Source organism: Methanofollis sp. UBA420 (genome assembly GCF_002498315.1).
Taxonomy (GTDB): domain Archaea; phylum Halobacteriota; class Methanomicrobia; order Methanomicrobiales; family Methanofollaceae; genus Methanofollis.
Window position 1 is genome coordinate 13486 of the sequence record NZ_DAGX01000004.1, and the last position, 24172, is coordinate 37657.

At 61.4% G+C, this 24172-nt stretch carries 22 protein-coding genes; 11 read left to right on the forward strand and 11 right to left on the reverse strand.

Annotation, left to right across the window (positions count from 1 at the left end; all coding sequences use genetic code 11):
* The first annotated feature begins 1 nt into the window (after position 1).
* Both pdxS and pdxT read left to right on the forward strand, forming a co-directional pair.
* Positions 2–898 carry a pyridoxal 5'-phosphate synthase lyase subunit PdxS gene (pdxS, locus tag BP869_RS06030; protein ID WP_342677869.1) on the forward strand — a complete coding sequence of 299 codons (897 nt, stop codon included), beginning with the start codon at positions 2–4 and terminating at the stop codon, positions 896–898.
* The gene (gene pdxT / locus BP869_RS06035) at positions 888–1457 is read left to right on the forward strand and encodes a pyridoxal 5'-phosphate synthase glutaminase subunit PdxT (RefSeq protein WP_342677871.1); all 570 of its coding nucleotides are present in this window, start codon (positions 888–890) and stop codon (positions 1455–1457) included. The genes pdxS and pdxT overlap by 11 nt, the downstream gene beginning before the upstream one ends.
* Before the next feature lie 111 nt (positions 1458–1568).
* On the opposite strand, the gene BP869_RS06040 is transcribed toward pdxT, so the two are convergent.
* The 3 genes from BP869_RS06040 to BP869_RS06050 form a co-directional block, all read right to left on the reverse strand.
* Positions 1569–3914 carry a PAS domain S-box protein gene (locus BP869_RS06040; RefSeq protein WP_342677873.1) on the reverse strand — a complete coding sequence of 782 codons (2346 nt, stop codon included), beginning with the start codon at positions 3912–3914 and terminating at the stop codon, positions 1569–1571.
* Between the two features lie 201 nt (positions 3915–4115).
* Positions 4116–4580: a chemotaxis protein CheW gene (locus BP869_RS06045; protein ID WP_342677875.1), complete on the reverse strand. Its 465-nt coding sequence runs from the start codon at positions 4578–4580 to the stop codon at positions 4116–4118.
* Positions 4581–4585: 5 nt separating this feature from the next.
* Complete coding sequence (locus BP869_RS06050) at positions 4586–6736, reverse strand: methyl-accepting chemotaxis protein (RefSeq protein WP_342677876.1); 2151 nt, start codon at positions 6734–6736, stop codon at positions 4586–4588.
* A gap of 259 nt (positions 6737–6995) precedes the next feature.
* On the opposite strand from BP869_RS06050, the gene BP869_RS06055 reads away from it, so the two are divergent.
* Positions 6996–8183: a sensor histidine kinase gene (locus tag BP869_RS06055; RefSeq protein WP_342677878.1), complete on the forward strand. Its 1188-nt coding sequence runs from the start codon at positions 6996–6998 to the stop codon at positions 8181–8183.
* A complete protein-coding gene (locus BP869_RS06060; RefSeq protein WP_067047235.1) occupies positions 8180–8554 on the forward strand; it encodes a response regulator in 375 nt (124 codons plus the stop codon). Before BP869_RS06055 ends, BP869_RS06060 begins: the two co-directional genes overlap by 4 nt.
* 51 nt (positions 8555–8605) lie before the next feature.
* Here BP869_RS06060 and BP869_RS06065 read toward each other — a convergent pair whose 3' ends face one another.
* The 4 genes from BP869_RS06065 to BP869_RS06080 form a co-directional block, all read right to left on the reverse strand.
* On the reverse strand, positions 8606–9079 hold the full coding sequence (locus BP869_RS06065) for a chemotaxis protein CheW (RefSeq protein WP_342677882.1): 474 nt from the start codon (positions 9077–9079) through the stop codon (positions 8606–8608).
* Between the two features lie 12 nt (positions 9080–9091).
* Entirely contained in the window at positions 9092–11431 is a 2340-nt protein-coding gene (locus tag BP869_RS06070) for a methyl-accepting chemotaxis protein (protein ID WP_342677883.1), read from the reverse strand.
* A gap of 366 nt (positions 11432–11797) precedes the next feature.
* A complete protein-coding gene (locus tag BP869_RS06075; RefSeq protein WP_342677884.1) occupies positions 11798–12385 on the reverse strand; it encodes a MarC family protein in 588 nt (195 codons plus the stop codon).
* Positions 12386–12431: 46 nt separating this feature from the next.
* Positions 12432–13022, reverse strand: a complete 591-nt coding sequence (locus BP869_RS06080) for a MarC family protein (RefSeq protein ID WP_342677886.1) — start codon at positions 13020–13022, stop codon at positions 12432–12434.
* 173 nt (positions 13023–13195) lie between these two features.
* On the opposite strand from BP869_RS06080, the gene BP869_RS06085 reads away from it, so the two are divergent.
* Positions 13196–13597 carry a response regulator gene (locus BP869_RS06085; protein WP_342677888.1) on the forward strand — a complete coding sequence of 134 codons (402 nt, stop codon included), beginning with the start codon at positions 13196–13198 and terminating at the stop codon, positions 13595–13597.
* Here BP869_RS06085 and BP869_RS06090 read toward each other — a convergent pair.
* From BP869_RS06090 to BP869_RS06100, 3 genes are all read right to left on the reverse strand, one after another.
* Positions 13578–14522 (reverse strand): magnesium transporter CorA family protein, encoded by a 945-nt coding sequence (locus BP869_RS06090; protein ID WP_342677891.1) that lies wholly within the window; start codon positions 14520–14522, stop codon positions 13578–13580. The two genes, BP869_RS06085 and BP869_RS06090, sit on opposite strands and share 20 nt — an antisense overlap.
* A 148-nt stretch (positions 14523–14670) precedes the next feature.
* Positions 14671–16716, reverse strand: a complete 2046-nt coding sequence (locus BP869_RS06095; protein ID WP_342677893.1) for a sodium-translocating pyrophosphatase — start codon at positions 16714–16716, stop codon at positions 14671–14673.
* A 142-nt stretch (positions 16717–16858) separates the two neighbouring features.
* Positions 16859–18286: a DNA-directed DNA polymerase II small subunit gene (locus tag BP869_RS06100; protein ID WP_342677895.1), complete on the reverse strand. Its 1428-nt coding sequence runs from the start codon at positions 18284–18286 to the stop codon at positions 16859–16861.
* 70 nt (positions 18287–18356) lie between these two features.
* Here BP869_RS06100 and BP869_RS06105 point away from each other — a divergent pair, with 70 nt between their 5' ends.
* The 4 genes from BP869_RS06105 (at position 18357) to BP869_RS06120 (ending at position 21333) form a co-directional block, all read left to right on the forward strand.
* Entirely contained in the window at positions 18357–18827 is a 471-nt protein-coding gene (locus BP869_RS06105) for a metal-dependent transcriptional regulator (RefSeq protein WP_342677897.1), read from the forward strand.
* A 66-nt stretch (positions 18828–18893) separates the two neighbouring features.
* On the forward strand, positions 18894–19754 hold the full coding sequence (locus tag BP869_RS06110) for a metal ABC transporter solute-binding protein, Zn/Mn family (protein ID WP_342677899.1): 861 nt from the start codon (positions 18894–18896) through the stop codon (positions 19752–19754).
* Positions 19754–20527: an ABC transporter ATP-binding protein gene (locus BP869_RS06115; protein WP_342677901.1), complete on the forward strand. Its 774-nt coding sequence runs from the start codon at positions 19754–19756 to the stop codon at positions 20525–20527. Before BP869_RS06110 ends, BP869_RS06115 begins: the two co-directional genes overlap by 1 nt.
* Complete coding sequence (locus tag BP869_RS06120; protein ID WP_342677903.1) at positions 20524–21333, forward strand: metal ABC transporter permease; 810 nt, start codon at positions 20524–20526, stop codon at positions 21331–21333. The genes BP869_RS06115 and BP869_RS06120 overlap by 4 nt, the downstream gene beginning before the upstream one ends.
* A 37-nt stretch (positions 21334–21370) precedes the next feature.
* Here the strand turns inward: BP869_RS06120 and BP869_RS06125 are convergent, their stop codons facing one another.
* Positions 21371–21979, reverse strand: a complete 609-nt coding sequence (locus tag BP869_RS06125) for a DUF3267 domain-containing protein (protein WP_342677905.1) — start codon at positions 21977–21979, stop codon at positions 21371–21373.
* 111 nt (positions 21980–22090) lie between these two features.
* Here BP869_RS06125 and BP869_RS06130 point away from each other — a divergent pair, with 111 nt between their 5' ends.
* A complete protein-coding gene (locus BP869_RS06130) occupies positions 22091–22795 on the forward strand; it encodes a S26 family signal peptidase (protein ID WP_342677907.1) in 705 nt (234 codons plus the stop codon).
* On the forward strand, positions 22796–23887 hold the full coding sequence (cofH, locus tag BP869_RS06135; RefSeq protein WP_342677909.1) for a 5-amino-6-(D-ribitylamino)uracil--L-tyrosine 4-hydroxyphenyl transferase CofH: 1092 nt from the start codon (positions 22796–22798) through the stop codon (positions 23885–23887).
* The last annotated feature ends 285 nt before the right edge of the window (positions 23888–24172 follow it).

Genomic DNA, 24172 nt, shown 5'->3' on the forward strand with positions numbered 1-24172 from the left:
AATGAAACTTGAGGAACTGAGGTACGGCACCGAGCTCCTGAAGCGGGGCTTTGCGTCCATGCAGAAGGGCGGGGTGATCATGGACGTGGTGAACGCCGAGCAGGCGCGGATCGCTGAAGAGGCGGGCGCCGTCGCTGTGATGGCCCTGGAGCGGGTTCCCGCGGACATCAGGAAGGCCGGCGGGGTGGCGCGGATGGCCGACCCCGAGAAGGTCCTCGAGATCATCGATGCCGTCTCCATCCCGGTGATGGGCAAGGTGCGGATCGGCCACTTTGTCGAGGCGCAGGTCCTTGAGGCGATCGGCGTCGACATGATCGACGAGAGCGAGGTCCTGACCCCGGCCGACGAGGAGTACCACATCGACAAGGCACGGTTTACCGTGCCGTTCGTCTGCGGAGCCCGGAACCTCGGCGAGGCTATGCGCCGGATCAACGAGGGTGCGGCGATGATCAGGACGAAGGGCGAGGCCGGCACCGGCAACGTCGTTGAGGCCGTCCGGCATATGCGGGCGATCCAGGGCGAGATCAGGCAGCTTGCCGGCATGGACGAGCAGGAACTCCGTGCCCGCGCCCGCGCGATCGAGGCGCCGTACGAGGTCCTTGCAGAGACGGCAAAGAGGGGCCGTCTCCCTGTGGTGAACTTCTCGGCAGGCGGGATTGCAACCCCGTCGGACGCCGCCCTGATGATGCAGATGGGCGCGGACGGCGTCTTCGTGGGTTCAGGGATCTTCAAGTCCTCGAACCCGGAGAAGATGGCGAAGGCGGTCGTCGAGGCCGTCCACCACTACACCGACGCGAAGCTCATCGCCGAGGTGAGCCGCGGTATCGGCGACCCGATGAAGGGCCTGGACGTCCACGAACTTAAGGATGAAGAGAGGCTGCAGGAGCGTGGCTGGTAAGAAGGTCGGCGTCCTCGCCCTTCAGGGAGACGTCTCCGAGCATATCAGGGCCTTCGAGGAGGCCCTCGGCGGTGCGGGCAGTGTCGTCCCTGTCCGTTCTTCGGCCGACCTTGCGGCGTGCGACGCCCTCGCCCTGCCCGGTGGGGAATCGACGACGATCGCCCGCCTGATCGACGAGAGCGGCCTCCGTGAGGCGATCCGCACCTTCGACGGCGGGATCTTCGCGACCTGTGCGGGGATGGTGCTGGTGGCAGCAGGGATCAGCGACACCCGTTTCGCCCCTCTCGGGATCGTCGATATCGCGGTGGACAGGAATGCCTTCGGGCGGCAGCGCGACTCTTTCGAGGCCGACCTTGTGGTGACGGGCCTCGACGCCCCCTTCCATGCGGTCTTCATCAGGGCGCCCCTCGCGGTCCGCGCCGGCCCCGGCGTCGAGGTGCTCGCCACTCTCCCGCAGGGGATCGTCGCGGTGCGGCAGGGGAAACATATGGTCCTCTCCTTCCATCCCGAACTTGGCGGCGACCTCCGGCTCCACCGGATGTTCCTTGCCGGGCTCTGACAATATTTTTCTTTTTTGGCCCGGGAGATACCGCGATAGCTGGTTTTCGACGGGCCGGCTTTTTTTCTCCCCGGCCGCCAATTGCCCCGGCATACCGCCGGAAACCTCGTTTCACCAGCGATTTTCCCGGTCCCTTTGTTCCGTTTCCGGCGGTGCGTACGGGAACGTGACGGAAAAACGCGTCCCGCCTCCTGATGAAAACCTGGGGGTTCCCCCGATCTGTTCGGAAAGGGCCGACACCAGTCGCAACCCGAGCGTCTCCTCATTGTCGATGGAGATATTGGCGGGCAGTCCGATCCCGTCGTCCTCGACCCTGAGACAGAGCCGACCTTCTGTCTGCCGCCTGAGGCTGACCAGGACCCTGCCCTGGTCCCGTCCGGTAAAGGCGTGTTTGAAGGCGTTCGTCACAAGTTCATTGATGATCAGTCCGCAGGGGATGGCCGTGTCCGTGTCCAGGGCCACATCGTCGATGGCGGTATCGACCCTGATCCCCGGTCCTGGTGTGTATGATGCCTTGATCTCAGAGCAGAGAGTTGTGATGTAGGCGTCGGCGCGGATGGAGGCGAGACTCTCAGACTGGTAGAGGTTCTCGTGGACAAGGGCCATTGCGGTGATCCGGCTCTCGCTTGCCTGCAGGCACCCCGCGATTCCCCTGTCCGCGACCGTCGCGGCCTGGAGAGAGAGGAGGCTTGCGATCTGCTGCATGTTGTTCTTGACCCTGTGGTGGATCTCCTTGAGAAGGGCCTCCTTTTCCAGGAGCGATCTTTTTAACTCCTTCTCGTACTCCCTCTGGACCGTGACGTCGACGAAGGAGACGATGCTCTTCTTTGTCCCCGGGATGACGGAGGCGGTCACGATGACGTCGTGAGTGTTCCTCCCCGCATCGGTAAATGAGGAGAGATAGGTCTGCGGGGCGTCCGGATCTCCATTGCACCGTCTCCTGTGGTATTCGAGCATCCTTTTCCCATCCTGTGGAGAGTAAAAAAGGCCCCAGGGGATCTTTCCCTTGATCTCATCCGCCGGGAGCCCTGAGAGGGCGACAAAGCCTGAGTTGGCACGCAAGATCGTCAGGTCTTCCTCGATGATCACCATCGCGGCTGCCGCCGCCTCGAAGATCGTCCTGTACAGCACCTCGGACTGCCTGAGTTCTTCCTCCATCCGTTTCTGTACGGTGATGTCCCTGAGGACGAACTGGGTGGCCGGCCGTCCTTTGTAGGTGATAGGGACCATCGTCGATTCTGCATACGCGGTCTCCCCATCGACCCTGCAGAGCTTGATCTCCTGGAAGTACGAGGACCAGACCCCGGTCTGCGTCTTGGTGAGTTCCTCGCGGACAGTCGCCAGGGAATCGGGATGGATAAACGGCCAGAAGGGCATCTGCTCGAAGTCGACGGGGCCCTTGATCCCGAGCATCCGGAGGGCGGCGGCATTCAGGTAGACGATCTGCCCGTCGCAGTAGATGCCGATCGCTTCGGGTGCGATAGCGACAAGGCTCTCGTACCTCTCTTCACTCTCCTCGAGCGCCCTGACGGTCTGCCTGTGCCGGGTGATGTCCTCACCTGATGCGAGGATGGAGAACACCTCCCCTTTTTCATCCCTGATCGGCTGGATTGTCCATGCGATCTGTCTCTCTTCACCCTCTCTGGTCAGCACGGGGTTTTCGAAAGGGACGACCGTGCCCCGGTCGCTCTGGAGGACCGAGGTGCATACCGAGACCACGCTATCCCTCACCCGTACGGGGAGGTAGTTCTCGGTCCAGTCCTGCCCGACGATCTCGTCCTCAGGGTACCCGAGGATGGTGCACCCCTTCCTGTTGATCGCCCTGACATGCATCCTGTCGTCGAGGATCAGGAGGATCACCCCGGCGACGTCGAGATATTCCCGTGTCCGCGCTCTTTCCTCCTCTCTCTCCTTCTCTGCCTGTTTTCGCGGGCCGATATCGACGACCGTACAGACGGTCAGGTCGTCAGGTCCGGGTGCTGCCGAGAGGACGACCGGGATATGCCGGCCGTCCCGTGCGATGAACTCGATCTCGATACCATTCCCGGAGGCGTCGGCTTTCGCCTCGCCGGGGAAGCGGGCGGCCTCCTCTTCCTGCCAGATCTGGCCCAGGCGTCCCGGCCTCTCCCCGTTTTTGTAGCCGAGCATCGAGAGAAACCTGTCGTTCTCTTCAGCGATGCTCCCGTCCTTCGAAAGAAGGAAGATGCCTGCTGAGGAAGCGTCGTAGATGCCCCGCAGGTTGCTCTCTTTCTCGCTCAGCCTGTACGAGAGGATAGCAGTGAGGGACCCGATGCCGACAAGGAGGACGGTGTTGACGAGCACTTCGGGAAAGTCCGTCCATCCGGGGATGAAGATGCGGTACAGGGCGAGATAGGTGGCGCCGGTGAGGAAGGCCGAGAGGATGCCGTAGCGCGGGTAGCGGTATGCGATGAGGACGACCGGGACATAGAGGACCACGGATGTGATCCTGGTGATGCCGATAGAGAAGGCGTACGAAACGACGGAAAAACAGACCAGGGTAAAAAACGCGAGTGAGGAGGTACAGACATGAGGCCTTAACCTGCAGAATTCCGGACCTGTCCACTCTGTTCCCTGCATTCCACCAATATGATCCGGGCGGATGCGGGTAATATGTTTCTATTCGTGCCTTTCTCGGTTTCAGCCTGTCAGGTTGAGGAGGATCTTCTGGAGGTCGATCCAGATGATCAGGTCCTGTTTCTGGGCCTTCCCTCCCTTCTCGTCCGCCTTCATCCTGATGATACCCTTGACATATGCTTCCTTCGCGAGGGTGTCGTCCATCTGGACGATGTCGTCTTTCCCGACCCGCAGTACCGAGTGGACATCGTCGACGATGATCCCGGTGTTCGAGCCGTTTGCGGCATCAGGGACGAGGACGATGATCTTCCGTGTTGCGTTATCGTCTCTCTCTGCAAGGCCGAGAAGCCTGTTGAGGTTGAGGATGGTGGTGATTTCGCCCCTGAGGTTGATGATCCCGGCAATATGGGGTGCCGCACGCGGCACCGGGGTGATCGGGATCATCTCGACGATCTCCCGCGCGAGGCTGATATCGAGGGCATAATGGGTGCCCCCGATCTCGAACTCGACGACGTCTATGATTTCCATGGTGCCTACACCTTGAACTGCTTCATCGTGTCCTTCAGGTCGCCGGCCATGGAGTCGAGCTGGTGGGTGACGCTCCCGATCTCCTCTGTCGAGGCACTTGCCTCCTCTGCGAGGGCGGCAAGGTCGCTCACCTGCTTCATTGTCTCCTGGGTCAGCCTGGTGCCGTTGTCGACGATCTGGACGACGGCGTTGCTCGTGTTCGCCTGGTCCTCGACGGCCTTTGCGATCTCGCTCATGTCGTGGGTCACCTCGCTGGCGCCATCGACGATCTTGTTGAGGGCGAGGATGGCGTTGTTGACGCTCTCGACACTGGAGGAGATCTCGGTGTTGGCCGAGGTGATCGCGGTGGCGGTCTTCTCGCTCTTTGCCTGGATGGATGTGATGAGGTTCTCGATGTCGTTTGTCGCCTTCTTGGACTCGCCGGCGAGGTTCCTGACCTCGCCCGCGACGACGGCGAAGCCGCGGCCGTGCTCGCCCGCCCGTGCCGCCTCGATCGCGGCGTTGAGGGCGAGGAGGTTGGTCTGGTTCGAGATGTCGGTGATGAGTTTGACGATCTTGTTGATCTCCCGCATCTCCTGGGTCAATTCGGTGATGTCCTTCACGCTCTCCCGTGCGATCTTCTCGACGACGGTGATCTTCGTGTTGGCGTCATTGCCGAGTTTTTCCGCGTCCTTGCCCATCTTTGCGACGTTTTCCGCTCTTTCAAGGACTTCCTGCGAGGTGCTGGCCATCTCCTCGTTCGAGGCCGAGAGGTCGCTGATGCGGTGACTGATCTCCTCCATCTGGGTGAGGAGGTCGCGGTTGAGGTCGGCGCACTTCTGGCCGGTGATCGCCACCTGTTCGGCTGCCTTCGCGATCTCGTCTGCACCTTTGCTTGCATCGGAAACCCCTGACTGCACCTGGTCCGCGGCCTGCTTGATCTGCGTGACGACGGCGGATGTCTTCCCGGCCATCTCGTTCAGGGACTCCTTGAATTTCAGGAAGTCGCCGGCGACGGCGATGTCGTCGGAGAACCTGACAGTGTAGTCGCCCACGGAAAACTTGCCCGCGACCTGCATCGCCTCGTTCACAGGAGCGACGACGCCGTCCATCAACTGGTTGACGCCCTCGATGACTTTTGCGAACTCCCCTTTGTGCTTCGAGGCATCGGCACGGGTGGACAGCCGTCCTTCCCTGCCGGCGGTTGCAAGTTTGTTCGCATCGTTCACGAGTTCCTGGATCGCCTCTTCCATGGAGGTGAAGGCCGGGATCAACCGGTCGTTCTCCGAGCGCTTTCCGATCGCCTGGAGGTCCTTCAGGTCGGAGAGGTCACCCCTGCCGATATTGACCGCCATATTCTGGATGTGGAGAAGGCGGTTCTGGACGGCGTTGATCGCCGCCGCGATCTCGGCGTAAATGCCCTCGTAGTGCCCGTCGACTTTCCGTGTGAAGTCGTTCTGTGCGGTCCTCTGGAGGACGGCTTTACCCTCTTCCAGGCCTTTGAGTTCGTCGATGCACTCGTTGATGCTGTCGATGAGTTCTTCCAGGTCACCCCGATAGTCACCCGTGACTTTTTCCGGGATCTTTCCCTTCCCGATCTGCTGGATGGTGGTTATGGTCTGCTGGACAGGTACGACGATCGCATCGAGGAGGGCGTTGACGCTCTTTGCGATCTCCAGGAAGTCGCCCTCGGCGTCAAGGCTGGCGCGGGTGGAGATGTTTCCGTTCCGCGCCTCCTCGCCGACATGGAGGAGGTCCTGCACGGTCCTCTTCTGGGCGGTGATGTCCGGGAAGTACTCGACCACACTGGTGATCCGACCGTTTTCGTCACGGGAGGCCACAGCGGTGCAGTTCTCCCACCGACCGTCATCATAGGAAATATCGATGCTATTTGTCTTCCCGGTCTCCATAGCCATCCGGCCGGGGCAGTTTCTTGACTTGCACATCTCAGCATTGTAGAGGTCGTAACAGTGCTTCCCGATGCACTCGCTCTCCTTCATCCCGAGAGGGGCTGTTGCGGCCTTGTTGATGTAGACGATCTTGAAGTCCCTGTCGACGATATGGAGGGGAACGGGAATGAGATCTATCCCCCGGAGGACAAGATCTGCCTGCTGTTGCTCCCTGTTGTCTGTCGCCTGCTCTGCATCCTGTGTTTGTGCCTTTTCCTGTGATTTCATGGTTTCTCTTCTCCCTGATGGGGTGCGGTGGGGTGTTGGTCTTCCCCGGGGCATATTTCTGTGCCTGCCGCCGGAGTTCGGGCCTCTGGCGCGCCTGTCTTTCACATTTGCCTATCAATACTGATAGGCGGTTCTGATGACAGATCATGGCAGTTTAAATATATAACCATTTTGCTTTTGCATGCAGTATTGATAGGCAGTTTTCGTAATAACTATAAATCTGGAGTGCTGATGAATGAAAATCAGGAAGGATTAACCCGTGTCACGTACTCCAGAAGATCCGGCAGGAGAATGCTCGCGGATCATCGAGCTCCTCCGTGAAGAGCCGCGGGGCCTCTCCACCTCCGAGATCTCGCGGAGGCTCGGGATGAACCGGAACTCGGTGGCGAAGTACCTGAATATGCTCGTCGTCTCCGGCCGCCTTGAGATGCAGGAGGTCGCCGTCGCGAAGGTCTACTACCTCTCCCACCGCGTGCCCATTTCTGCCATGCTCGACTTCTCTTCAGACCTCATCCTTGTCCTCGACAGTGCGGGAAGGGTCGTGCAGGCCAATGACAACCTCCTCTCCTTCACCGGCTTCGGGCGCGGCGAGGTCGCCGGCAGGGATATCGACTCGCTGGACATCCCCCTCCTCGCCCCCCTCCTTGAGGCCGGGCTGATGCGAGTGGCGCTCGCCGGGAAAGAGCGGACCGACGAGGTCAGGTTCGAGAAGGACGGAAAAGATCTCTATTTTGTCGTGAAATTTGTCCCGACCGTCTTTGATGACGGGGGGGCCGGCGTGACCGTCATCATGGAGGACGTCACCGCGGCGCGGCAGGTGCTGCAGGAGAAGGAACGCCTGCTTGCGGAGATCCACCAGAGGGTGCGGAACAACCTCCAGCTCATCTCAAGCCTTCTCGCCCTGCAGGCCGGGAGCATGGGGGAGGGTGCGGGGCGCGAGATCATCAGGAAGACCGAAGGGCGTCTTGGTGTCCTGGCACGGGCTCATGACCATCTCGACCGCTCTCCCGACCACGCCCGCGTCTGCCTCGGGGCGTACCTCGCGGACCTCATCGCCGATAGTGCGGCTGCCGTGTCCTGCCCTGCCGATCTGGTCGCCACCCGCGTCGTGCCGTCCGACCTCTCCCTCAGGCTCAATGCTGCGATCCCGGTCGGGCTGATCGTGAACGAACTCATCTCGAACGCATGCACCCATGCCTATCCGGCAGGCGCGCCCGGCTGCGTCCTGGTCTCTGCCCTTGACGACGGCGACACCCTCACTCTTGTCGTCGAGGACGAAGGTGCGGGGATGCCAGCAGGCTTTGACCCTGTGACTGACGGTTCTCTCGGCCTCACCCTGGTCAGGACCCTGGTGACCGAGCAACTCGGGGGCCGGATGGAGATCTCAGACAAAGGCGCGGGCACGCGTGTCCTCGTAACGGTCCCTCACGGGGGCGAGACGCCGTGAAGGTGCTGGTCGTGGAGGACGCCGCGATAATCGCCCTTGATGTCGCAAACCGGGTAAAGAGACTGGGGCATACGGTGACCGGGGTTGCGGCGACGGCCGCTCTTGCGCTGGAAAAAGCCCGTGAGACCTCTCCCGATATCGCCCTGATGGACATCAACCTGAAAGGGGACAGGGACGGGATCGAGGCCGCCTCCCTCCTTGCCGACGAACTCGGGATCAGGTGCATCTTCGTCACCGCATACTCAGACAGGGGAATGAGAGAACGGGCTCTCTCTGTCAGGCCCCTCGGCTACATCGTCAAGCCGATCCGGGATGCTGAACTGAAAGAGGCCCTTGCGGTTGCCGATGCCGCACTCGGCGCGGTTGATTGAGCAAGGCCCCTTTTATTCTCACATCCGCAAAAAAGGTAATATGGTTCGCGATCAGGCGCGGCTCACCTGCTCCCTGATCACTTTCTGGAGATCAATCCAGATGATCAGGTCGTTTTCCTGCTTATTTTTTGTATTTTCTCTGCTTCCGGTTCGTATGATCCCCCTGACGTACGCTTCCCTCGCCATCGCCTCGTCCATCGGGGCGATGTCACCTTCACCGACCTGCCGCACCGTGTGGACGTCGTCGACGATGATGCCGGTGTTTGATCCGTTTGCCGCCTCCGGGACGAGGACGATGATCTTCTGCGTCTCGCGTCGCCCCTCTACCGGAAGGCCGAGAAGAGTGTTGAGTTTTAAGATGGTGGTGATCTCGCCCCTGAGATTGATGATCCCGGCGATATAGGGGGGTGCACGCGGTACCGGCGTGATAGGCACCATCTCGACGATCTCACGTGCAAGGAGGATATCGAGGGCATATCTGGTTCCCCCGATCCCGAATTCGACGACGTCGACAGTCTCTGCCACTGTCCTGCCCCCTCAGATCCTGAACTTCTTCACCGAGGACTTCAGGTCCGCGGCCATCCCGGTCAGTTCGTGCACGGCGTTGTCGATCTCCTCTGTCGAGGCGCTTGACTCCTCCGCAAGCGCGGCAAGGGCCTCCACCTCGGACATGTTCTCTTTGGTGAGCCTGGTCCCTTCGTCGACGATCGTGACGACGGTGTTACTCGTGTTCGCCTGGTCTTCGATGGCCTTTGCCATCTCGCCCATGTCCCGCGTCACCTTGCCGGCACCGTCGACGATCCTGTTGAGGGCTTCGAGGGCGTTGTTGACGCTCTCGACGCTGGATGCGATCTCGGCGTTGGCCGAGGTGATCGCGGTGGCGGTCTTCTCGCTCTTCGCCTGGATGGATGTGATGAGGTTCTCGATGTCGTTTGTCGCCTTCTTCGACTCGCCCGCGAGGTTTCTCACCTCTCCCGCGACGACAGCGAAGCCGCGGCCGTGCTCGCCCGCCCGTGCCGCCTCGATCGCGGCGTTGAGGGCGAGGAGGTTGGTCTGGTTCGAGATGTCGGTGATGAGTTTGACGATCTTGTTGATCTCCCGCATCTGCTCGTTGAGCTGGGCAAATTCATCGACACTCATCTTTGTGATCGCCTCGACACCCCTCATCTTATCAGAGGCGTCCCTGCCGAGTTTTTCCGCGTCCATGCCCATCTTTGCGACGTTTTCCGCCCTCTCAAGGACATCCTGGGAGGTGCTGGCCATCTCCTCGTTCGAGGACGAAAGATCCGCGATACGCCTGCCGACCTCCTCGATCTTCTGGAGCGTCTCCCGGGAGAGGTCGGCGCAGGTCTGGCTCGTGATCGCGACCTGCTCGGCGGCTTTTGCCAGCTGGTCGACGCCCTTGCTCGACTCGGACGTGCCGTAGTCGACCTGTTCAGCGATATGCTGGATCTCCCTGACGGTTTCGGCCGTCCTGTCGGCCATGTTGTTGAGGGAGTCCTTGAACTTCTGGAAGTCGCCGGCTACAGCGAGATCTTCCGAGATCCGCGTGGTGTAGTCGCCCCCAGCATAACGGCCGGTGACCCGCATCGCCTCGTTGACCGGCGCCACGACGGAGTCGACCAACTGGTTGACGCCCTCGACGACTCTGGCGAACTCCCCTGCGTGCTTCGAGGCATCGGCACGGGTGGACAAACGCCCTTCCTTCCCGGCCTCTGCGAGCATCTTCGCGTCGTCCACGAGTCTCTGGATCGCCCCCATCATTGCAATGAAGGCTGGGATCAACTTATCGTTCTCCGCGCGTTTTCCGATGGCCTTGAGGCTCTCCAGTTCGGAGAGGTCACCCCGGCTGATCTGGACCATGCCCTCCTGGATGTGGAGGAGGCGGTCCTGGACAGCGTTGATCGCCGTCGCGATCATGGCATAGCCGCCCTGGTAGTGCCCTTCGACTCTCCGGGTGTAGTCGTTCTGTGCGGTCCTCTGGAGGACAGCATAGCCTTCCCTCAGGCCCTGCAAACCGTCGATGCAGCTGTTGAAGTTCTCCGCAAGTTTTCTGAAATCCCCTTTGTACTGTGTTGCGTCGACCCTTTCCGGGATCTGGCCCATGCCGATGAGTTCTGCATCCTTTGCAGCGCTCTGGAGAGGCACAATGACGGCGTCGAGGAGGGCGTTGATCTCCTGCACGAGGGCCCTGTAATCTCCCTTATGCCGGGCGGCATCGGCACGGGTCGAGAGTCTCCCGTCCCTCCCTGCCCCGGCGAGCATGGCGATGTCTTTCAGCATCAGGTCGAGGGACTCGAGAGTGTCCGCGGTCGCCCTGTCGATCCCGGCGATGAGGGGCGCGACACCCTCCGTGTACCGGTCGGTCGCCCCCATCGTGAGGTTGACGTCGGGGTTGCCGTCCGCGATCCTGACGAGGTTCTCTGCAACCCGCTGTGTTTCGGCCTCCAGGAACGCGGTGACCTTTGCCATCGCGGTGATGTCCTGCAGGATCTCGACATGGCCGATCTGTGCGCCCTGGGCATCGGTCAGGTAGGCGGCATCGATCTGGATGCTCTTCCCGTGCTCTTCGAAGATCGTCCTCTTTTTCCCATCCCGCAATGCGGCGATGCCGCACTGTTCGGTGTTGCAGGCCGCACCATTGCATGAACTGCAGTGCTTTCCAAGGTCCTGCGTTCGATCGAGGTTCAGCAGGGACTCGAGTGCCCTGTTCATGAACGTCCAGTTCATGTCACTATCGGTCACGGAGATGGGGAAGGGGATCTCGTCGAGGATGGTCTCATACCGCCCTATCTTTGCCTCTGCCTCTGCCAGTCTCTCTCTGAGACGAGCGTTTTCCTGCTCGTAGTCATCAGGTGTCATTGTCTGCTTGGTCATTGATGGTCCTCGCTGATCCGGGCGGCATGCCAGAACGGGGGTATATTCAGGATTTGTCTGTCTATGCCTGCACGCCTGGCAACGAAATCTCTATCCGCGCCACAAAATCGAATAAATTAATTAGTTGATACTATATTTGCTGATTTCTCTTTTTTCAGCACGATAGAAATTATACTCTGTAGATTTTTATTTCGAATAACCCATGATATTAAGAATCAGGCCTGATTCTGACGTTTTTAAAAGTGATGAAATCGGCACGGTCGTCAGGGCAGGCTGTCTCCGCTGTGTCCATCTACCGAGAAGAGGGCATACGATTTTTCCCGCATTCTCGCGGCAGAAAAAAGAGGTGGTTCGTGAAAATTTTGTCTATCGCAGGCCGTCGACTCCTTCGGCGATGAGTGTCACCGCGAGGGCCGCAAGGACCATCCCGAAGACATCGGTCATGACGCCGCTGATCGTTTCGCCGAGGGCCTGCTGAATAACGTCGGCATACCTGAGGGTGAGCCAGGTCAGCACCAGGCAGAGGAGGACGGCCGGGACGGTGACCAGAATGCCAAGTTTTGTCGAGAGGAGGATCGCCGTCGTGATCGAACCCGGCCCGCAGATGAGGGGTGTGCCGACGAGCACGCCGATGTTCTGCTGCTGCCCTCCCTCCGGTGGCGTGTACTCGATCCCGAGCGCCTGCTGCATCCCGACGATCAGGAGGAGGACGCCTCCCGCAACCTCGAAGCTCGGGAGGGTGATGCCCAGGATATCGAAGATCAGGGAACCGAAGATGAGGAAAGTGAAGAGGAGTCCGCCTGCCACGGCAGTGGCTATGGTGGCCTGCCTTGTCTTCTCCTCCGTCCGGTAGCCCCGGGTGAGCCCGAGAAAGGTCGGGACCACCAGGAGAGGGTGGAGGATGATGAAGAGGGTGACAAACGCGTACGCGAAGGCGGCGAGGGGATCGTCCATAGGTCTCCAGTATATGTCCCGTAAGAATATATCCTGTCCGCGGCCCTCACCAGCCAAGCCCTATCGCCCCTTCGGCGATAAGTTTGACCGCGATCGCCGCAAGGAACATCCCAAGGACCCTGGCCACGATGTCGGTGATCGTGCTGCCGAGGATACGGAGGATCGCGGCGGCGTACCTGAGGATGAGCCAGGTGACGCCAAGGCAGAGGAAGAGGGCAATGGCGGTGACGAACGGGCTGATCTTTGTCGAGAGGAGGATCACCGTCGTGATCGCCCCCGGGCCGCAGAGGAGGGGCGTGCCGATGATGACCCCGGCCATGTTCTGCCTGCTCTTCTCGTCATGGGCGAACTCGATGCCGAGGGCCTCCTGCATGCCCAGGATGAAGAGGAGTATACCCCCGGCGACCTGGAAACTGGCGAGGGTGATGCCCAGGATGTCGAAGATCAGGGACCCGAAGATAAGGAAGATGAAGAGGAGTACGCCTGCGACGACGACGGCGATACCTGCCTGTCGTGCCTTCTCCTCAGCGGGCCTCTCTTTCGTGAGCCCCACGAAGATCGGGACAGAGAGGAGGGGATCGAGGATGATGAAGAGCGTGGCGAAGGCGTAGAGGAGGGAGGGGAAGAAATCTGCCATAACCCCCTGTATGGTCCCGGAGAGATATATCTTTCAGGAGGGCAGAGGTTTTTCATCCCGGCAGGGGCGTTTTTTCTCCGTGCCGCCTGCAGAGGCGACAAGGAGCGCCGCGACCCTGTGCCGCCCACACACATTCCGTGAATTTTTTCCCTCCTGCCTTCCTCATCTTTCTGATGACCGAAGGCGACGTGATATCTCTCCTGATCGTCGACGACGACCCGTGCGTCCGTGAGCGTGAGCAGGCATTCCTGGAAGGGACAGGCAGGTTCTCCTGCACAACCGCCACTTCGGCCGAAGACGCTCTCATCATCCTGCCGGGACGGTTCGACGCCGTCGTCTCAGACTTCGAGATGCCCGGCCTCACCGGCATCGCCTTCCTCCGCGCCCTCAGGTTGCGGGGCATATCCCTGCCTTTCGTCCTGTATACCGGGAAAAGCCGCGACTCGGTGCTTGAAGAGGCCCTTGCGGCAGGAGCCTCTTTCTATGTCAGGAAAGGTGGGGGGACGCGGGCAGAACTTGTGGAACTCGCCCACGCCGTGCGGGCGGCCGTCGCCCTCAGAGCATCTTCTTTTTGATAAGGACGAAGACGATCAGGGCCGAGATGACCATCGAGACCCCGATGATGACGGCGAAGGCGAGGGGACTTTCCTGGAGAGGGATGCCGACGTTCATCCCGAAGAAACTCGCGATCATCGTCGGCACGGCAAGGACAATCGTTACCGAGGCGAGGAACTTCATCACGATGTTGAGGTTGTTCGAGATGATCGAGGCGAAGGCGTCCATCGTCCCGGAGAGGATGTTCGAGTAGATGTTCGCCATCTCGATGGCCTGTTTGTTCTCGATGATGACGTCCTCCAGGAGGTCCTCGTCCTCGGGGAACATCCGCATCGGCTTGGAGCGGAGGATCTTTTCGAGCACGACCTCGTTGCTCTTCAGGGAGGTGGAGAAGTAGACCAGCGACTTTTCCAGGTTCAGCAGCTGGATCAACTCTTCGTTCCTGAGGGAGAGGTGGAGTTCCTTCTCGACCTCGTAACTCCTCTTGTCGATCTGCCTGAGGAAGTTCAGATAGTAGGAAGCGTTCCTGTATAGAACCTGAAAGAGGAAACGCGTTTTTTTGAAAGTGTAGAAGGTCTTCACCTTCCCGGCGATGAAATCACGGAGGATAGGGATGTCCTGGAGGCAGATGGTGAGGATATAGTCCTCGTTCATCGCGATGCCGAGGGGTATGGTCGAGTACGTCCCTGCGGGCTCGCCTTCCACCCGGAACGGGATGTCGATCAGGATGAGGGTCTTCCCCTCTTCGGTCTCCATGCGGGGCCTCTCCTCCTCGTCGAGGGCAGCCCTGATGTCTTCCGCAGCCATGCCCATGATCCCGGCGGCCCGGGCAATCTCCGCCTCGTTCGGCGCCGTGCAGAAGATCCAGGAGCCAGGTTCGACGATGTCCAGTTCCTCGATGAACAATCCGTCTACGTTCTGTCTGGTCTTGAAGATCTGGAGCATGGCATCACCTGCAGGAAGGACGTTCCTGCAGGTATGGATCTGTCCTGAAGGGAGATGAAGGTGATGACCCGGGAAAAGGCTCCGGAAAATCGCCTCTGAAAAATATCGCGGGTGTTTTTTCGGGCGACCTGAGAAAAAAAGAAAAAAATTAGAGGAACAGGGGGGCGAAGACCACTGCAACGATGCTCATGAGCTTCAGGAGAATGTTGAGGGCCGGGCCCGAGGTGTCCTTGAAGGGGTCGCCGACGGTGTCGCCGGTCACACCGGCCTTGTGGGCGTCGGAGCCCTTGCCACCAAAGTGGCCCTGTTCGATGTACTTCTTGGCGTTGTCCCAGGCGCCGCCGGCATTCGCCATCGTGATGGCGAGCATGAAGCCGGAGACCAGGGAGCCTGCGAGGAGGCCGCCGAGGGCTTCCTTGCCGAGCACGACGCCGATGAGGAGCGGAGCGACGATCGCGAGGAGACCGGGTGCGATCATCTCTTTCAGGGCGGAGTTGGTGGAGATGGCGATGCAGGACTCGTAGTCCGGGTCTGCCTTACCTTCCATCAGGCCCTTGATCTCCTTGAACTGGCGGCGGACCTCGACGACGATCTGGTATGCGGCCCGTCCCACGGCCATCATGGTCATGGAGGAGAAGAGGAACGGGAGCATGGCGCCGATCAGCAGGCCGATGAAGACCGGGGTGCTGAGGATGTCGATGGTGATGGTCGGTGCGTCAGCCGGGCTGACTGCGTGGGCGTATGCGGAGAAGAGAGCGAGAGCGGTGAGTGCCGCGGAGCCGATGGCAAAGCCCTTGCCGATGGCGGCGGTGGTGTTGCCGACAGCGTCGAGGGTGTCGGTGATCTCACGCACCTGCGGTTCCTGGTGGGACATCTCGGCGATACCGCCGGCATTGTCGGCCACAGGCCCGTAGGCGTCGACTGCAAGGGAGATACCCAGGGTGGCGAGCATGCCGACAGCCGCGATGGCGATGCCGTACAGCCCGGCGAACTGGAATGCGAAGAAGATCGCGACACCGATGATGATCACCGGGAAGAGCGTGGACTCCATGCCCTTTGCAAAGCCGGTGATGATGTTTGTCGCGGCACCGGTCTGGCAGGACTTTGCGATCTCGAGGGTCGGCTTCCTGTCAAAGGAGGTGTAGTACTCGGTGATCTGGCCGATGAGGAAACCGGCGATAAGACCGGCGATGGTGGCGACGAAGATGCCGAAGCCGTACTCGCCGAGCATTGTGTTCGTGATGAAGTAGGTGGAGACCACGACGAGGACGAGGGCGACGAGGAGGCCCTTGTTGAAGGCCAGGTGGATTGCGCTCGACTCGGCCTTGTTCGTCGTGACGAAGAAGGAACCGATGATGGATGCGACGATACCGACCGCGGCGATGATGATCGGGAGCAGGATAACGTTCATCGGGTCGACGTTCGGGAAGGCGACCGCGGCGGTCGCGGCGCCGAGGAGCATCGTGGCGATGACGGAACCGACATAACTCTCGTACAGGTCGGCGCCCATGCCGGCGATGTCGCCGACGTTGTCACCGACGTTGTCGGCGATGACGGCGGGGTTGCGCGGGTCGTCTTCGGGGATGCCGGCTTCGACCTTGCCGACGAGGTCGGCACCGACGTCTGCGGCCTTGGTGAAGATACCGCCGCCGACACGGGCGAAGAGGGCGATCGAGGAGGCGCCGAGGGAGAACCCGGCGAGGATGTTCACGACGTCAGCCTGCGGTGCGGCCGGCATGATGGCAGAGAGGCCGATGAAGGCGACCGAGAGCCCGAAGAGCCCGAGGCCGACGACCGACATGCCCATGACCGAGCCGCTGGCAAAGGAGACCTTGAAGGCCTCGGTAATGCCGCGGCGGGCGGCGTTGGTGGTCCGCACATTCGCGTGGGTGGCGGTGTACATGCCGATGTAGCCTGCGGTCGCCGAGAGGCCGGCGCCGAGGACGAAGCAGGCCGCGGTGAGGGGCCCGCTCGGCAGCAGGAATGCAAGGACAACGGCAAGGACAACGACGAAGACGGCGATGGCCTTGTACTGGCGGTTCAGGTACACCATCGCGCCAGTGTGGATCGCTGCAGCGATCTTTTTCATGACCTCGGTGCCCTCTCCTTCCTTTTTGACCTTCATGTAGGAGTAACCTGCAAAAAGAAGGCCCAGGAGAGCACACAGGGGTGCGAGATAGATGATTCCATCCATGTTTTTCTATCCTCCGAGAAGCGATTTCACATCAAAACTCGGCAATCTATTCCTCTATCTATGAGGCACTTCAATAATAAAAAGCGAGCGATTCCCCTGATCCGTCCGGGTGTTTCTGGGGTACCTGATGCGGCGTCGGCGGTCAGGGGAGGCGTGCCGGTTCGCCGGGCTGGCTGAAGTCGAACATCTCGTATTTCATCGTCGGAAGGTCCAGGACAACCGCCTGCGCCGGTGTCGGCACGGTGTTCATCTGCTTCTGGAAGGCGGTCTGGGACTGCCAGGTGCCTGCGTTGACCATGAGGACGCCCCTGTACTTTTTGATGCCGGAGATATGGACGTGGCCGGTGAAGAGTACCTCGGGGACCGGGTCGATGACCAGAGGGTCGCGTTCTGCCGGTGCGATCGGGGTCCGCAGCCCGAAGGTCGGGGCGAGGTGGCGCCGCTTCAGCATCTCCTCCATGATCTCTTCGGGGTGGCTGTACGAGGCGCCCGGGATCATTCCGATCATGTCGTCGTACGACCTGCCGTGGTACATCAGGACGCGGACCCCCTGCAGGGAGACAAGGGCCGGGTTCTCGACCCAGATGCAGTTGTCCGGGTATCCTTCCCTGAACTCCTGTGGGATCGCGGGTTGGGGCTCTGCGCCCCGTACGACGTCGTGGTTGCCGGGAGAGAGGACGATCCTGAGCCGCGGGGGGAGGGCGGAGAGCATCTCCCCGAGGGCCCGGTACTGCTCGTAGATATTTTTGATCACGAGTTCCCTGTCCTGGCCGGGATAGATGCCGATCCCGTCCACGAGGTCGCCGGCGATGAGGAGGTAGCCGATCTCGGTGTGCTCCCCGAGCCATGCGGCGAAGCGGTGCCAGGCGTCTTCCAGGAAGGTATCGGAACCGACGTGCACGTCGGAGATGAGGACGGCGCGGCCGGGCTCTTCAGAATGGAAGGGTGCGTTCGAGATGGGGATGTCGGGCCGCACCAGGGTGTCGGCAAAGAAGAGGTTCCCGTCGTTGGAGAGTTTGCCCTTGACCCCGATCACCTCGTCGGGGAGGAGTTTCTCGGCCTCCTCGAAGCCCTCCCTGCTTTTGTTGAAGAGCACCCGCATCGTGGCGGTCGGGTCTTCGACGTTGGCCATCTTGTTCCCGTTGGCCGTGGACCGCACCTCGGAGACCATCGCGATGAAGGACGCCTCCTCCTCGCGGTACCGCCCGGTCCTCTGGAGCGCCTCGATCGGGACGGGCTGGATCCTCCCCTTGAGAAAGCCGGAGAGGTGGGTGAACCGGTTCCTGAAGTAGGTGACGTACTCCTCGAAGTCCCGTATGCAGCCGCAGCTTCCGTCCTTGCCCTGGAGCACTTCGAGGTGGGGGTCGGCGAGGAAGCGTGTACCGTCCCGCTCTTTTTTCTGCGCCGGGATGCAGTCAGGGGAGACGACAAAGGCGCCGGGTGGGATGGCCGCGATGATGCGGTCGATGAGGGCGGGGTCGTCCTGCTCCCTGATGTAACGGACCACTTCGGGGGCCACCAGCAGGTCGGTCTTCAGGAAACGGGCGACGATCTCCTCCTCGCAGAGCATCAGTATCCTGTTGGGCGTACGCCCTCATCATAGTCTCGGTGCGGGAGGGGAGGGCGGGAAAATTTGGGTAATGGGAAAACTTTATCGCCGCCGCAGGCGAGTACCGGTCATGGCGGAGATCGACGGTTTTGAGCTCCCGGCACGGAAATCTGAACTTTTAAAGGTCATTTCACTCCGGGGCGGGGCGATGAGGACAACAGAGGTCGCCCGTGAACTTGGTGTCTCTCCTTCGACGGCGACGAAGGCGCTCGGCGACCTCGCGCGCGAGGGTTATCTGGAGCACACGCCCTATCACGGCGTCCGCCTGAGTGCGAAGGGGGAAGAATATGCCCATTTCCTCGTCCGCCGCCACCGCGTCGTCTCCCTCGCCCTGAGCCGTTTCGGGCTTTCACCCGACGAAGCGTGCCAGGAGGCGAAGAACATCGAGGGTCATGTCTCGCGGCTTCTCGTTGATCGGATCTGCGCGTCTCTCGGCCACCCGGTGATGAGCGGGTGCGGCCCCATCGAGCATGATGGTGACTGCTGTCCCGGTGTGCGGTGAGGCGCGGAAGGCGTATATAGGGGCCCCGTAATATTTGGATAGATACCAAATCTTGAGGTTTCCATCATGATGCCAGCAGTGCCATACGGGGGACTGGCGCTCTGCGGCGTCGTCTTCGTCATCCTGTCCGTCCTTGCCTCGGGTTGCACAGCCCAGGCGCCTGCCGCGGGGAAGATGCTCGTCGCCGTGACCATTCCTCCCCAGGCCGAATCAGTCGGGGCGATCGGCGGCGACCGCGTCGACGTGCTCGTCCTCGTCCCGCCGGGCGCAAGCCCGCACACCTATGAGCTGACGCCGGGCCAGCTCGCCGACCTCTCCCGAGCCCGCCTGTATGCGGCTGTCGGGTCTGGCGTCGAGTTCGAGACGGCGTGGATGGACAGGATCCGGGAATTGAACCCGGATATGGCGGTCGTGAACTGTTCTGAAGGGGTCGCGCTCCTTCCTGACGGCGACCCGCATATCTGGCTCTCCCCCGCGAACGCGAAGATAATGGCCGAGAATGTCTGCGACGGTCTGGTCGCGGCCGATCCTGCCGGGAAGGAGATCTATGAGGCGAACCTCGCGACCTACCTCGCCCGACTCGACGCCCTGGACGCCGCGGTCAGGTCCGAGGTCGGGGCCTCGGGCTGCCAGGCCCTCCTGGTCTCGCATGCCTCCTGGGCCTACTTTGCCCGCGACTACGGGCTTGTCCAGATCCCGATCGAGGAGGGCGGCAAGGAGCCGTCGCCCCGGCAGATCGAGGAGATCGTCGCCAGGGCGCGGGCCGGAAACATCTCTGTCGTCTTTGCCGCGCCCGAGGCGAGCACCCGGAGCGCCCGCGTCATTGCCGACGAGATCGGGGGCCGGGTCGTCCCGCTGAGCCCTCTTGCAGGGAACTACACCGACAATCTCAGGGCGGCGGCCGCGGCGATCGCGGGGTCGGTCTGATGGAGGGGCCGGTCATCGACCTCTCCGGGGTCTCTGTCTCCCTTGGCGGCCGCCCTGTCCTGGAGGGTATCAGCTGGAAGGTGATGCCCGGTGACTTCTTCGCTGTCATCGGGCCGAACGGCGGGGGGAAGACGACCCTGCTGCGGGTGATCCTGGGACTTGTCGAACCCGCGGCAGGAACGGTGCGGGTGCTCGGGGGGAGTCCCGCGGAGAGGCGCCACCTCCTCGGCTATGTCCCCCAGTACCGCACCTTCGACTTCAGCTATCCGGTGAGCGTGCTGGAGATGGTTCTCTCCGGCCGCCTCGGCCATGTGCGGGGTTTCCCGCGGCGGTACGGCCGCGAAGACCGGGAGATGGCAGAGTCGGCGCTCCGGACGATGGGGATCGTCGACCTTGCCGATCGGGAGATCGGCCGCCTTTCTGGCGGGCAGCAGCAGCGGGCGATCATTGCGCGGGCCCTTGCCGCCGGCCCGGAGGTGCTCATCCTGGACGAACCGACCGTCTATGTGGACTCCCCGACAGGCGATCATTTCATGGAGATCCTGGACGGCCTGCGGGAGACGATGACCATCGTCCTGGTCACCCACGATATCGGCGCCCTCTCGTCCCATGTGACGAAGGTCGCCTGCCTGAACAGGCGGCTCTATACGCACAACGACGCCCGGATCACCGGCGACATGATCGAGGCGGCCTATGGCTGCCCTGTCGACCTCATCGCCCACGGCCTGCCGCACCGCGTCTTTGCCGACCACCGGGAAGGTGAAAAGCCATGATCGAGGTCTTTGCCTATGACTTCTTCAGGAACGCCCTTGCCGCCGGCCTCCTTGCGAGCGTCGCCTGCGGCATCATCGGCACCTATGTCGTCGTCAAGCGGATGGTCGCCCTTGCAGGCGGCATCTCCCACACGGCCTTCGGCGGGATCGGCCTGGGTTATTTCCTGGGCATCGATCCCATTATTGGTGCGACGGGCTTCACCGTCGCCTCGGCCCTCGGGATGGGGGAACTGTCCTTTTCCCGGAAGCATAACCTTGATACCCTGATAGGAGCGTTCTGGGCGGCAGGCATGGCCCTCGGCATCCTTTTCGTCTTCCTGACGCCGGGGTTCGCCCCCGACCTCTTCGGCTATCTCTTCGGGAACATCCTTCTCGTGCCGCGGGAGGCGATCCTCTCGATGGCCGCCCTCGACCTTCTCATCGTCGGCGCCGTCCTCCTCCTGTACAACGAGTTCTTCGCGGTCACCTTCGACGAGGAGTACGCACGGGTGATGAACCTCCCTGTGCGGGCGATCACCCTCGCCCTTCTCGTGCTCGTCGCCCTCACCGTCGTGATGCTCATCCAGGTCGTCGGGATCATCCTGGTCATCGCCCTGCTCACCCTCCCGGCGGCGATCGCCCGCGAATTTTCCCGGAGTCTGCCGCGGATGATGGTTCTCTCCGTCCTCCTCGGTGCGGCGTTCACGACGGGCGGGATCGTTCTCTCCTATCTCCTGGACGTCCCCTCGGGTGCGACGGTCATCCTGATCAGCACCGCGGCCTATGGTGCGGCGATGGGGCTTCGCGGCCTCGTGTCCCGGGGGTAGGCCGGTCCTCCCGGGGTATTTTTCCCCGATCCAGCAGTCACTGCAGGGGTACCAGGACTGCCATCTCTTCTCCTTCTTCGAGGACGACGCTGCCGGGCGGTGAGCGGAGGATGGCCGCCGCTGCCCGGAGGTCGGCGACCGAACCGGCGGCATTGAGGGGGAGGAGGACGAGAGCGGCACATGCCCACGCGGGGGCAAGGGCCATGAGCACGGTGCCGACTGCCGGTATCAGGACGAACGGCGCCATCAGGATGAATATGCTCTCTTTTCGTGTGTACAGTCCGCCGGCCGAGCAGGAGCAATAGAGGAGCACCGATCTCCTGCCCCACCCGAAGACCGGGTGTCTGCGCAGGAGGCGATACGCGACGCCGTGGACCCCCTCGTGAAGGATGCCTGTGAGGAGTATGAGGAGGATAAAGACGATGAGAGGCAGGAGATCGGAGGGGCTACTCATCGTGAAACTGAAGGAGTCGGCACCGGTGACCTGGATGTAGGCGAGGAGGGTCAGGGCGAAAAAGACGAAGAAGAGGATGAATGACCCGGCCGTGAGAAGGAGAGATGTCCCCCCGGAAAAGTTGAGGGTGCGGAATCGGGTGTATTTTTTCAGGTCGATAGGGTTCTCCGGGAAAATGCCCTGCAGGTCCATGATATTCGCGGATCCCGTACGCCTTTCAGGAATATCATGCTGTGGTCGGGCGCCAGGCAGACCGCTCCTGTTCTCCCTCTCCCATATTTATATCAGATCCGAGTTCCCACCATGACCTTACAGATGTCGGATAGAGCGTCTCCAGAACCGAAACCCGGTCTGATCGAGCAGATCAGGACGAGTTCGAACCCGTTTGTCTCTTTCGGCAGGGACGTTGCCTGGGCGGTGGCGGTCGTCGGCGTGATCGCCCTTGTCCTCTTCCTGGTCTCGGGCACATGGCCTGCGGTGGTGGCGATCGAGTCCGAGAGCATGGTGCCGAATATGAACATCGGCGACCTGGTCTTTGTGGCGGCGCCCGACCGTTTCGGTTCTCTCCAGACCTGGGAGGATGGGCAGGCGTCGGGCTATGAAAAGTACAACCGGCCCGGAGACGTGATCATCTACCGGCCGAATGGCGAGGGGTCTGTCCACCCGATCATCCACCGGGCCATGATGTGGGTCGAGGGGAACGAGACGGTCCAGATACCGCTCAACGGTCGGACGGTGAGTTATACGGCGCCGCATGAGGGGTACATCACCCGGGGCGATAACAACGATAAGCCTGATCAGATAGGTATATTGATCCCCAGTATCGGGCAGTTCGGACCGGTGAAGAAGGAGTGGGTCATCGGCAAGGCCCTCTTTGCCATTCCCTTCCTCGGGTACCTCCCCCTCCACCTGATCGAGACGGCGATCGTGCTGGTGGTGCTGATGATCCTGTACGACCTCGTCATGGGGGCGCGGGAGAAGGAAACGTCCGGCAAAAAGAGGCGGTAAATGACGCACGACACGATCGGCACCCTGCTTTCCGACACGCTCGCCGGCCACAGGATGACAGAGGATGAGGCCCTCTCCCTCCTCGGGGTGAAAGATCGGCGGATATGGGAGATCGCCGCCGCCGCGGACGAGGCCAGGCAGGAGAGGGCCGGCGACGCGGTCACCTATGTGCGGAACCAGAATGTTCATATCACAAATATCTGCAAGAACCTCTGCGGGTTCTGCGGTTTCGGGCGCAGGGCGACTGACCCGGGCGCCTACATCCACGGTGAGGAGGAGGTGCGGCGCCGGGCGGCCCTCGCCCTCGACCGCGGGGTCACCGAGATCTGCTTCCTCTCCGGCGTCCACCCGGCCTTTGACGTCTCTTCGTATGAAGAGATGATCTCGTGGGTCCACGAGGTCGCCCCCGCGGTGGACATCCACACCTGCAGTCCGGAGGAGGTCTCGTATGCAGCACGGCGGAGCGGGATCTCCACGGCTGAAGTGCTCGACCGCCTGCGTGCCGCGGGGCTCGGCACTCTCCAGGGGACGGCCGCCGAGATCCTGGTGGACCGGGTGCGGCAGGTGATCTGCCCGCGGAAGGTGCCGACGGCCGAGTGGGTAAGGATCATCATGGAGGCGCACAGGATGGGGATCAGGTCGACGGCGACGATCATGTACGGCTCCTGTGAGTCAGAGGCCGACCGGGTACGCCATCTCGGCATTCTGCGGGAGGTCCAGGACGAGACGCACGGCTTCACCGAACTTGTCCCCCTCCCTTTCATCCACACAAACACCCCCCTCTATAAGGCCGGGCTCGCCAGGCCGGGCACGACGGGCCGGGAGGACGTCCTCCTCTTCGCGGTCTCCCGCCTCTTCCTGGACAACTTCGCGCATATCCAGGTCTCCTGGGGGAAGGTCGGGACAAAGATGACGCAGCTCGGCCTCCTTGCAGGAGGGAACGATCTCGGCGGGACAATGTTCGACGACGAGGTCTCCTCGGATGCCGGTGCCGAGGACGCGGATTACCTTGATCCCACCGAGATGCGGCGGATCGCGGAGGACCTGGGTCGGCCCCTCCGGCAGCGGACGACGACGTACGAAATCCTGTAATCGTTGTCCAAAACCTCTTTTTTTGTTCTTTTTTTCCTGTTGATACTATTCTGGAGTCCGCCAGAGAATTTGCAGATCTGCCATGAGATATGGAAATTAGGCCAACAATATGATATTATAATGATTTTATTATTTTTACGGGCCCACGGGATCGCCGCACCTGCGATACCTATATATATTGAGATGAATATTTCCGGACATAGCCTCTGCGGGTTTCTAACCCGTCAGGGTGGACTCTTACGGGGGGGACTTCTCAATGATGTGTACAGAGAGTTATAGGAGAGG